This is a genomic window from Acinetobacter seohaensis, from assembly GCF_056431365.1.
Genome location: NZ_JBWKMK010000020.1, coordinates 74587 through 85479, shown reverse-complemented (window position 1 = coordinate 85479; position 10893 = coordinate 74587). Strand labels below are relative to the sequence as shown.

Here is a 10893-nt window from a genome sequence, read left to right as displayed (position 1 = left end):
AGAGGGAATTATACAAAACCTGTTTTATGGTCAAGATCATATTTTGCAGGGTCTTGTGGTGGTGCGCCTTTGGAAATAATCAAACAATATATTCAGAATCAACAAGGTTGAAATTTGTGAAATTCACCTCCACCCTGACTGACGGGTGGAGTCCTCTTTCACTTGGAGATAGAAAAATGGCGTTATCGCACTCAAGCCAACAATTCTAGCGGTCTGCATCAATTTAAAAATATTTTTGCAGATTATTTTAAACAGCGACATATCTATGGCAATCCTCTGCTGAATTCCAATGACACGCTGCAATACAACCATCTTGAACTTTTACTGGATATATTTCAGCAGGCTAAACAATCTTTATCGGGCGCTTATGGCTTAGATTTAAGCCAAATTCTGTTTTTTATTCATGTGCCCAAACAGGTCGATGTAGAAATCCACTCAGCGCAATTTCTAAACACTCCAAGTGCTTTGCTCGATGAATTCCTGCACAACAAAGCGCCTCAAACCACGATGGAACAATCCACCGCACAACCCAAGCTCAAACTACAACAAGTGGATAAAGACTTGCTGATTGATCTGGCACAACTTTTAGAAGTGGAACCGTATGATTATTTGAGCATTGCACATGAAGCCTATTTGCTCACATTAGAACCGAGTTTTATTGACAGTAATTTATATATTCAGCGTTTAATTCAGCACGTTGCTGCAATGGACAATCATGAACAAGGTGAAATTGCCTTACATAAAGAAATTACCCAACGTATTCAGCAATTTTACGCCATGTAAGCACAATGGATTTGAACAAAATATTTACTCGCAATTTTTACCAAGGAAAACGTATCTCAACTGGCAATTCCGTGCAGAATCTAGGAAAATATTGCACTTTTAGCATGAACAATCAGCGAACTGTTTTTTCGCCTTGATTTGGAACATATATGAAGTTTGAGAAATTAGGTCAGTCGGGGCGCGCCCGTCGTGGTCGTTTAACACTTGCTCATGGTGTGGTAGAAACCCCTGTGTTTATGCCTGTGGGGACGTATGGCACAGTCAAAGGCATGCTGCCACGCGATATTGAAGAAATTCAGGCACAGGTTATTTTAGGCAATACCTTTCATTTATATTTGCGTCCAGGGCTAGAAGTGATTCAGCAACACGGCGGTCTACATGAATTCATCAAATGGGATAAGCCTATTTTGACTGACTCTGGTGGCTTTCAGGTGTTTAGCTTAGGCGCAATGCGTAAAATTAAAGAAGAAGGTGTGACCTTCCGTTCGCCTATTGATGGCTCAAAGGTTTTTCTTTCGCCTGAAATCTCGATGGAAATTCAAAAAACTTTGAACTCTGACATCGTGATGATTTTTGACGAATGTACGCCTTATCCTGCAACGCATGAAGAAGCACAAAAATCTTTGCAATTGTCTTTACGCTGGGCAAAACGCTGTAAAACACATCACCATGATGAACTACAAAACAGCAACGCGCTGTTCGGGATTATTCAAGGCGGTATGTACGAAGATTTACGTGTTGAATCTTTAAACGGCTTACTTGAAATTGGTTTTGATGGTTATGCCATTGGCGGTCTTTCGGTGGGTGAACCGAAAGAAGAAATGATCAAAGTACTAGATTATTTGCCAGCTAAAATGCCAGAAGATAAACCACGTTATTTGATGGGCGTCGGCAAGCCAGAAGATATTGTGGAAGCAATTCGTCGTGGCGTCGATATGTTCGACTGCGTGATGCCAACCCGTAATGCGCGCAATGGTCATTACTTTGTAACCGATGGCTTGGTGCGTATTCGTAACAGTAAGTATCGTCATGACCAAAGCCCGCTCGATCCGCATTGTGATTGCTATACTTGCAAGAACTTTACCCGCGCTTATTTGTTTCATTTAGAAAAATGTGGCGAAATGTTGGGGTCAATGTTGGGCACTATTCATAACTTACGTTATTACCAACGCTTTACCCAAGATATTCGCAATGCCTTAGATAACGGCACTTTCGATGAATTTGTACAGGACTTTTATGCCCGTCGTGGCCTAGAAGTACCGCCTTGTCCTGAAGATTAGTCTTTTCAGTATTTGCGCTGAGTAAAAAGACAAGGTAAATTGCAGAACAAACCCAATTTATTATCAGATCACTGATCGCCAGTTTTTAGTTTAGGAAAATGAAATGAGCCTTTTTATTTCGACCGCTCACGCAGCAGGTGAAGCTGCACAACAACCAAGCCTTGTGGCTAACCTTTTAATGATTGCAGTCTTCATTGCAATTTTCTACTTCCTGATTTGGCGTCCACAATCAAAGCGTGCCAAAGAGCATCGTACACTGATTGAAAGCTTGGGCGTAGGCAGTGAAGTGGTATTCGCAGGTGGTCTTATGGGTAAAATCACGAAAATTGAAGGTGATTTTGCAGTGGTAGAGCTGAACCGTGGTGTAGAAGTAAAAGTACAACGCGCGAGTGTCATTTCAGTTCTTCCTGAAGGCACATTAAACAACCTCTAATCAAAAAGAGTCGTGCTCACGCACGACTTTTTCATTTTAAGAAGAAAATAAATGCGTTACCCAGCATGGAAATATCTGCTCATCCTCGTTGTTCTTGTGGTGAGTACATTATATGCCCTGCCTAGCTTGTATCCAGATGAACCTGCTGTTCAAATTTCAGGTGCCAAAGCTGGTACCCAAATTGATCAAAGCATCATACAAAAAGCAGAGCAAATTTTACAATCAGAAAATATTGCCAGTCATGACAACAGCTTTACCAACAATGCTGCATTGTTGCGTTTAGACACCTCAGAAGCCCAACTCAAAGCCAAAGAAGCTTTACGTCGCGGTTTAGGTGATGACTATGTCGTGGCACTGAACCTTGCGCCAACCACACCAGAATGGCTACAAAAAATTGGTGCAAAACCAATGAAACTCGGTCTGGACTTACGTGGTGGTGTGCACTTCTTATTAGAAGTGGATATGGACAAGGCCATCAGCCAGCGTATGGAAACTTCAGCCACCGATTTACGCCGTCAATTGCGTGACAACAAGCTGAAATTTAATAGCCTTTCGCTGAATAACAACACCATCACCCTACAGTTTGCCAATAATGCACACCGTGATGCAGTGATGGATTTCTTGCGTCGTAACGGCAATGAATACACACAGCAAGCTGTAGCCACCACAGAAGGCTCTAGCTTACGTCTGAACTATACCGATGTCCGTAAACAGGAAATTCAGTCGTATGCGGTCAATCAGAACTTAACTACTTTACGTAACCGTATTAACGAGTTAGGTGTGGCTGAAGCTTTGGTACAAACTCAAGGTAGCAACCGTATTGTAGTGGAATTGCCAGGCGTACAAGATACTGCTGAAGCGAAGCGTGTACTCGGTCGTACTGCGAACCTCGAATTCCGTTTGGTGTCTGACTTAAATGATCAATATATTGATCCGTACACAGGTCAGACTACAGGTACAGTACCACCTGGCACAGAAGCGTTTGCCTTTGAATCTTTGGACAGTGGTCGCCAATTATTATTGAACCGCAGCCGTATTTTAACGGGTGAGCGTGTTCAAAATGCGTCGAGTGGTTTTAGCCAAGATACAGGCGGTGCAGAAGTTAACATTACCCTTGATGCTGCGGGCGGTAAACTCATGGCAGATGCGACACGTAACGCTGTGGGTAAACGTATGGCGGTATTGTTTATTGAAAACAAACAACGTATTAGCTATGTGACCGATGAAACTGGCACACAAACTGAAGTACGCACCCCATATACCGAATCTGTCGTCATTAATGCTGCAACCATTCAGGCGGTATTGGGTTCGCAGTTCCGTATTACAGGTCTAGATTCCCCACAAGAAGCCTCTGAATTGGCCTTAATGCTTCGTGCAGGTGCCTTGGCAGCGCCAATGTACTTTGTCGAAGAACGTGTGATTGGTCCAAGCTTGGGTCAAGAAAACATTGATAAAGGCGTATTGTCGACTCAGATTGGCTTCATTTTGGTTGCAATCTGGATGGTGGTGTTCTTCCGTCTGTTTGGTCTGATTGCCAACTTCGCTTTAGTGTTTAACTTAGCCATGATTTTAACCGTCATGTCTTGGATTGGTGCATCACTCACCTTGCCGGGTATTGCGGGTATCGTAATTACCATTGGTATGGCGGTAGATGCCAACGTCTTGATTTGTGAGCGAATACGAGAGGAAATTAAGTGGGGCGCCTCGCCCAAACAAGCCATTGTGGCAGGTTATGACCGAGCGTATAACACTATTTTCGACTCGAACTTAACCACATTCTTGGTGGCATTCATTCTGTTTGCGATTGGTACAGGTCCAATCAAAGGCTTTGCTGTGACGCTCATGATTGGTATTGTCTGCTCGATGTTTACTGCAATTACAGTGACCCGTGCAATTGTACAAATCATCTACGGCAAAAAACGTAACTTGAAAAAGTTGAGCATTTAAGGAGATCACTGATGACTGAGAATACTCAACTGCCTTCAAAAAAATATGGCCGCCCTGATGATGAGCGCGTGATTCCGTTTATGAAGATTGCTTTGCCTGCGGCGATGCTTTCTATTCTATTAACGGTTGCCAGTATCTTCTTCATTGCCACCAAAGGTTTAAACTTAGGTTTGGACTTTACTGGGGGTATTGCTGCAGAACTCAACTATAGCAATCCAGTAAAAGCCACCGATGTTTCTAACGCATTGGTCAAAGCAGGCTTTAACGACCCTGTGGTACAAACGCTTGGTTCAGACCGCGACCTAATGGTACGTATGCCTGTGCAAGAAGATGTTGAAGCAGAAGACTTAACCAAAGCAATTACTGCTGCGGTACAACTACCAAATAACACGGCAACTGTGCCAAAGGTAGATGTGGTTGGTGGTCAAGTCGGTAATGAGCTGTACGTACGTTCTGCGGGCGCTGTAGCTTTAGCGCTGTTATTGATGTTGGTATACGTCACCATTCGCTTTGAATTCAAACTGGCAATGGGTGCGGTACTGTCATTGTTCCACGATATTGTGGTGACACTGGGTATTTTTGCCATGATGCAATGGCCATTTGACCTGACTGTATTGGCAGCGTTATTGGCGATTATTGGCTTCTCACTCAACGATAACATTGTTGTATCTGACCGTATTCGTGAAAACTTCCGTAAAATCCGTGGTGCAACACCACTTGAAGTGGTAAACATTGCGCTGACAGAAACTTTACGTCGTACCATTCACACCTCTATGACCCTATTATTGGTTGTAGTCGCGATGATGCTCATGGGTGGTGATGGTCTGAAATGGTTCTCGATTGCGATGTTTGTGGGTGTCTTTGTCGGAACATATTCATCTATTTACATTGGTACAGCCTTTGCCTTATGGCGCGGTTTGAACCGTCAGGACTTCATTGTTCAAGTCAAACCTGAATTTGAAGGTGAAGAGCAAGAAATTCCTTAATGCATTTCTGCTGACACCAACATTCAAGCCTATCTTCGGATAGGCTTTTTTGTGCCTTAGCATTGCGATATTTGCGCTGACGTTGCGATGTTAATGCTGAATAATATGAATCTGTGGAAATTGAAAGCCTGCGCAAGATGGCGCTGCTCGCCACGCTACAGTCAGCATACAATCTGATAAACGAAAGTTTTGATAGGCAAAATGCCCAATCTGTGGATGATGACAAATACCACCCTGTGCATTGGGATGCATACGGGTATCTAGCTCATTCAGACTTAAACGAATCCCCAAACCTGATGCCTTCAGCACTGCTTCTTTGGTTGTCCAGACACGAAACCAATAGTCGGCATCGTGTTCCAAATCTTGCCAGTATTGGAGTTCATTGGGATGAAACGCATGTTGTGCCAAGGCATCAAAACGTACCTTGCGGTCTAAGTCTTCGACATCTACGCCAACATCGAGCAATTCAAAACTGCTTACCAAAGCATAATGCTGACGGCTATGACTATGGTTAAACTGCAATTGAGGGAATGCTGTCAAAAATGGCTTGCCATGTGGGTTACGCTCAATATCGCTGTTTTGAATATCGTGTTCTAAGTATCCAGAAAGCAATTGATTCCGATGCCGATAAATAGCCTGTTTTTGCTGTTGAATCTGTTCACTGCGTACAGCACTTGGATCGGGACTAAAAATCTGCTGAATGCGGCTAACATTCACACAAATTTTTTTAGGTGTTTTATTCATCCGCCCTTCTCCATTTTGGCTGAAATACGATAGAAAAAAACCAGCAAACATGCTGGTTTTTTAAAGCGTGCTCGCTTAGCTGCCTTGCACCAAACGACGTGCGCTGATAATCCCTGGTTGCTGCTCTAAACGTGCCAACAAACGAGAAAGTTGCGCCAAGCCTTTAACCTCAATTAACAATTTCATATTGGCGATACCATCACTTTCAGAAATAGTATTCACCTGACGAATGTTAATTTGATCGGCAAAAATCACTTGGGTTAAGTCTTTGAGCAAACCACGGCGGTCATAGGCTTCCACCACAATTTGCACGCTTTGACCACGGGTTGGCTGCATTTCCCAATCGGCTTCTACCGCACGTTCAGGTTCGTTGCCAATCATACGCACATAGTCCGAACACGCCACTTTGTGAATACTCACACCACGGTTCAGGGTAATATACCCCGCAATCGCTTCACCATGCACAGGCTGACAGCATTGTGCGATATGCAGTTCAACGTTATCCAAACCATCAATCAAAATGCCATGTGCCGATAAGGTATGGCTGGCACGTGGGTTCAAGGTTGGCTTCAACACCAGTTCAGGTTCATCCTGATCTAAGTGCATGTGACGATTGACCTGATTAATTAAGGCATGCAGGCTAATATCACCATTCACCAAACCAATCAGAATGTCTTCACCTGTTTTGACGTTAAAGTGATTGCAATAATCATTTAAATCAATACTTTTTGGATGAATCGCCAAACGTGACAATTCTTTATTGAGCACTTCACGCCCAACTTCCAGATTTTTACTGCGGTCTTGCTGTCTAAACCAATGACGCAGCTTATCGCGCGCACGTGCTGTCTTAATATAACCTAAAGAATTCACCAACCAATCACGGTTCGGTTCACGGTCTTTTTTGGTCAAAATCTCGACCTGCTCGCCTGTTTTTAAAGTATAGGTGAGCGGCACATAGCGCTGATTGACCCGTGCGGCATAGCATTTATTGCCGACTTCGGTATGCACATGATAAGCAAAGTCCAGCACCGTTGAGCCACGTGGCAATTCTTTAATATCACCATCACGGCTGAACACATAAATTTTCTCAAAATCTTCAAACTCTTGGATTTGTTCAAAATTTTCAGAATCATCATCTTCTTTATGTGCGCTGGCATCGTTACGTTCCTGATAATGCTCCAAAACAGAACGCAAAGAATGTAAACGATGATTAAACGAATGGTCTGTGGCTTTAGAACCTTCTTTATAATTAAAGTGTGAACATACCCCAAGCTCGGCTTCTTCGTGCATATCTAGGGTACGAATTTGCACTTCAAGCGACTTGTTTTCTGCAATTACGGCAGTATGCAATGAGCGATAACCATTGGCTTTTGGATTGGTAATGTAATCATCAAACTGGTGCGGAATATGCCGCCACAATTGATGTACGATGCCCAAAGAGTGGTAACACTCTGGAATGGTTTTCACCAAAACACGTACAGCACGAATGTCATAGAGCTGATCGAAGCTGAGGTTTTTACTCTTCATTTTTCGATAAATCGAATAAATGTGTTTCACCCGCCCGCTAATTTCGGCATGAATACCATTATTGCCCAGCTCTGTACGCAATTGCTCAATTACGTTTTGAATGTAGTTTTCACGCTCCAAACGCTTTTCATTCAGTAACGTCGCAATTTCTTTATAACGGTCTGGCGCCAAATAACGGAAGGCTAAATCTTCGAGTTCCCATTTCAGTTGGGCAATGCCTAAACGGTGTGCCAATGGCGAGTAAATGGTTAAAATTTCTCGCGCCACACGCTCCTGACGTTCTTTGGAAGCGGTTGCCAACTCACGTAATGAATAGGTACGTTCTGCCAGTTTAATTAGCACCACGCGCACATCTTCCGTCATGGAAATCAGCATTTTATAAATGCCTGTTAAATGTTCACGCTGGTTATTATTAAAATGGTCTTCTAAACGCTTATTTTTCTCAATCAGTTCAGACAACTTACCCATCGACAAGGTGCCTTTGATCAAGCCATAAACTGCTTCACCAAATTCTTCACGCACTTCATCTAACTGCATGACATTTTCACGCACGCTACGATAGAGCATGGCTGCAGACAAAGTGTCTTCATCGACATGCAAGTGCGCTAAAATATTCGCCATCTCAATACCTGTATATAAGGTATGCGATGGATGACTGACGTCTGTTTCCAGCTCTTTTTTCAGGGTGTAATTGGCAACGCGTTCTAATTGTTCAAGTGCCGCCCCATCGTAAATCCCGCGTACTCGGTCTAGCCATTCTGCTAAATCCTGTCGGGCTTGCTCGGCATGTTCTACAGTCGTTTCCTCAGACAGTTCATTTAAACGTCCAGGAAGTTGTTCACGTACTGTGACCATACCCTTCTCCTACCTCTATGTACTTCATATTATAAATCGTTTATTTGCTTTTCTTTCTCAAACAAGGCAATGGATTCGACATGCCCCGTATGCGGAAACATATCCATCACGCCTGCTTTTTTCAATTGATAGCCCTGCTTGACCAATACACCTGCATCCCTTGCGAGTGTGGCTGGATTACAAGACACATAAACGATTCTATCTGCGCCAAATTTGGGCACATAATACATCACTTCCTCTGCGCCTGAACGCGGAGGGTCAATTAATAATGCCTCAAATCCTTGATTTGCCCAAGAATGATGCGAAAAATCTTTTGTTAAATCTTGTGAATAAAACTTAACATTGTCTAAATCATTACGTTGTGCATTCTCTGCACCACGCTGCACCATTTGCTCTGAACCCTCTACAGCAACCACCTTTCCTGTTGCACCTACACAACGTGCAAGCGGCAATGAAAAGTTGCCTAATCCACAAAACAGATCAAGCACCCGATCACCTGATTTTAAGTTAAGCAAATCACATGCCAGCTTAACCATTTGTGGATTAATTGTAGAATTGACTTGGGTAAAGTCTTGGGGATGAAAGCCAAAACTCACATCAAAATCATCTAAACGATAATGCAAACGCATTGCTGCATGCGGATCATCAACCCGATGCAAACTGTCTGGACCTTCAGGCTGCAAATACAATTGCCAGTGTTTCTGTAACGCAAACTGCTGTAACTGGTTGATATCGGCTGCAGATAGTTGTTCTGTATGCCGCACCACCAAAGCAATCTCTTGATCTCCCATCGCCAATTCTATATGACCAATATGGGCCTTGCCTGTTAGACTTTGGAGTAGCTGCTTGATTCGTGTTAACGAACCAAATGCCTGATCCAACACCATACAGCGGTCAATTGAGGTCAATTTATTGCTATTACGCTCACGAAAACCGACCACCAATTTGTCTTGACTGGCAATATAACGCACCCCAACACGGGCTTTACGGCGATAATCTTCACGCTGTGAACGCAAAGGCGCTAACCATTCTTCAGGCTGAATTTGCGCAAAATGTTGCAGATGCGACTGCAACACCTGTTGTTTGAGATGAATCTGCTCATCCAACTGAATATGCTGCATGCTACAACCACCGCAACGCTGATAATGCGGACACGGCGGCGTAACCCGTAATGCCGAAGGCTCACCCAGTACTTCTAGACACTCGGCTTCTTCTAAGCGTTTGTTACTATGCGTAATTTTGGCGCGTACTGTTTCACCAGGCAATGCGCCCTCTATAAAAACTGTTTTCCCCTGCTTCTCGGCTGGATGACCCGACTGAGCTGTGTAGTGTGCAATCCCGCGCCCTTCATGTGACAGCGATTCCACCTGAAAGCAATATTCAGCCTGCTGCGTGGTACGGTTTTTACTGCGATGTTTCATATCAGTCTAAATATCGGAAGATGGGGAAGATTGAAAAGGCATCACGGATTCATTTGAAGGCGTGCTGACACTTTGTTCAGGAAAATCTGTACGGGTAAATTCAGTTTGCTGCGAACTGTGCTGCCACACGCTTAAAAAGTCTGCATGCTGCGGCTGAGTATGCAAATATTGAATGGTATGCTGTACCCATAAAGTATGCTCTTCAAGCAGCAATTGCCCTTTGAGCAGCAGCCAACGCAAATAAATCAACCAAGTATTTAAGACATCGCCTTCACAATAACGCGTCAGCCTTGACCATTCGCCGCTTTGCATAAATGCAGGAACATGATAGCCCGCATCTACACGTTTACCCGGAAAACCTAGCAAATACGCAATGTCATCCAACTTTTGAAAATGACGACCATTAAACATTGCCATCACATCCATTAAATCGACATGACGCTGATGGTAACGGTTTTGATAATTGTTATAGCGTTTTTGCTGATCAATCTCACCCTGATCAAATAAACTTGGTGCAGACAGCCCATGATACATGGCACGGAATAAAATCACCGGCAAATCAAATTGCGAACCGTTCCAACTGACCAAAGTCGGATGACGCTTATCAAAAATAGACAAAAACTTTTTCAGCATTGTCGCTTCGCTGTCATGTTCACGGCTAAAGGAAAACAGCTTCATGCCGTGTTCATCAATCCACAAGCCTGAAATACACACAATTTCATGCAAAGGCAAACGCTGAAAATCGGTTCCTGCCTCTTGGCGACGCAACTTCATTAATGCTTGTTCAAGCTCTGCTTCGGGTAAATCGAGTTGATATAAATGCGCGCCTGACTTCAAATCGGTAACGGTTTCTATATCGAAAATCAGCACAGGTAAACGCATAAAATCTTACTCAATGGGTGATAGAAAAATGAATA

At 43.5% G+C, this 10893-nt stretch carries 10 protein-coding genes; 6 read left to right on the top strand and 4 right to left on the bottom strand.

Going from position 1 to position 10893, the window contains the following annotated elements:
* From AC07E5_RS02910 to secF, 6 genes are all read left to right on the top strand, one after another.
* Positions 1-111 (top strand): transposase (locus tag AC07E5_RS02910; protein ID WP_179991448.1); only part of this gene is annotated, 111 nt, incomplete at its 5' end.
* Positions 112-162: 51 nt separating this feature from the next.
* The gene (locus AC07E5_RS02905; RefSeq protein WP_180062573.1) at positions 163-783 is read left to right on the top strand and encodes a hypothetical protein; all 621 of its coding nucleotides are present in this window, start codon (positions 163-165) and stop codon (positions 781-783) included.
* Between the two features lie 149 nt (positions 784-932).
* The gene (gene tgt / locus AC07E5_RS02900; RefSeq protein ID WP_004974942.1) at positions 933-2063 is read left to right on the top strand and encodes a tRNA guanosine(34) transglycosylase Tgt; all 1131 of its coding nucleotides are present in this window, start codon (positions 933-935) and stop codon (positions 2061-2063) included.
* 103 nt (positions 2064-2166) lie between these two features.
* Entirely contained in the window at positions 2167-2496 is a 330-nt protein-coding gene (gene yajC / locus AC07E5_RS02895; RefSeq protein WP_004974939.1) for a preprotein translocase subunit YajC, read from the top strand.
* A gap of 51 nt (positions 2497-2547) precedes the next feature.
* Entirely contained in the window at positions 2548-4443 is a 1896-nt protein-coding gene (gene secD / locus AC07E5_RS02890; RefSeq protein WP_253131847.1) for a protein translocase subunit SecD, read from the top strand.
* 8 nt (positions 4444-4451) lie between these two features.
* On the top strand, positions 4452-5429 hold the full coding sequence (gene secF, locus AC07E5_RS02885; RefSeq protein ID WP_253131898.1) for a protein translocase subunit SecF: 978 nt from the start codon (positions 4452-4454) through the stop codon (positions 5427-5429).
* A 90-nt stretch (positions 5430-5519) separates the two neighbouring features.
* On the opposite strand, the gene AC07E5_RS02880 is transcribed toward secF, so the two are convergent.
* The 4 genes from AC07E5_RS02880 to AC07E5_RS02865 all read right to left on the bottom strand — a co-directional run bounded on the left by AC07E5_RS02880 (position 5520) and on the right by AC07E5_RS02865 (position 10858).
* A complete protein-coding gene (locus AC07E5_RS02880) occupies positions 5520-6173 on the bottom strand; it encodes a 4'-phosphopantetheinyl transferase family protein (RefSeq protein ID WP_104852526.1) in 654 nt (217 codons plus the stop codon).
* Positions 6174-6248: 75 nt separating this feature from the next.
* Positions 6249-8555 (bottom strand): RelA/SpoT family protein, encoded by a 2307-nt coding sequence (locus AC07E5_RS02875; protein ID WP_004974935.1) that lies wholly within the window; start codon positions 8553-8555, stop codon positions 6249-6251.
* Positions 8556-8584: 29 nt separating this feature from the next.
* A complete protein-coding gene (gene rlmD / locus AC07E5_RS02870; RefSeq protein WP_253131848.1) occupies positions 8585-9976 on the bottom strand; it encodes a 23S rRNA (uracil(1939)-C(5))-methyltransferase RlmD in 1392 nt (463 codons plus the stop codon).
* 6 nt (positions 9977-9982) lie between these two features.
* Entirely contained in the window at positions 9983-10858 is an 876-nt protein-coding gene (locus AC07E5_RS02865) for a 3'-5' exonuclease (protein WP_253131849.1), read from the bottom strand.
* Positions 10859-10893: the final 35 nt, after the last annotated feature.